Source organism: Halomonas sp. MCCC 1A11062 (genome assembly GCF_021404355.1).
Lineage (GTDB): Bacteria > Pseudomonadota > Gammaproteobacteria > Pseudomonadales > Halomonadaceae > Halomonas > Halomonas aerodenitrificans.
The window spans coordinates 1-355 of the sequence record NZ_JABFTW010000073.1; the positions used below are offsets into that span (position 1 = coordinate 1).

The window sequence follows — 355 nt, forward strand, 5'->3', positions numbered from 1 at the left end:
CAGACAGCTAGGAGGTTGGCTTAGAAGCAGCCATCCTTTAAAGAAAGCGTAATAGCTCACTAGTCGAGTCGGCCTGCGCGGAAGATGTAACGGGGCTAAACCAGGTACCGAAGCTACGGGTGAGTCTGCATCACTTGATGCTATTCGATTGGCGTCGCGAAGCGACGTCCAAGCCGTCCCGAACGTCGAGTCGGGAAGGGGGAATAGAAAGAGTGGTATCAAGGATGCAGACTCGCGGTAGAGGAGCGTCGTGTAAGCCGATGAAGGTGGATTGAGAAGTCTGCTGGAGGTATCACGAGTGCGAATGCTGACATGAGTAACGACAAGGGGAGTGAAAAACTCCCCCGCCGGAAGA

Annotated in this window: 1 rRNA gene; it reads left to right on the forward strand. The window is 54.1% G+C overall.

Features of this window, described 5'->3' with window-relative positions:
- Positions 1-355 (forward strand): 23S ribosomal RNA (locus HOP58_RS22850); the annotation flags it as partial.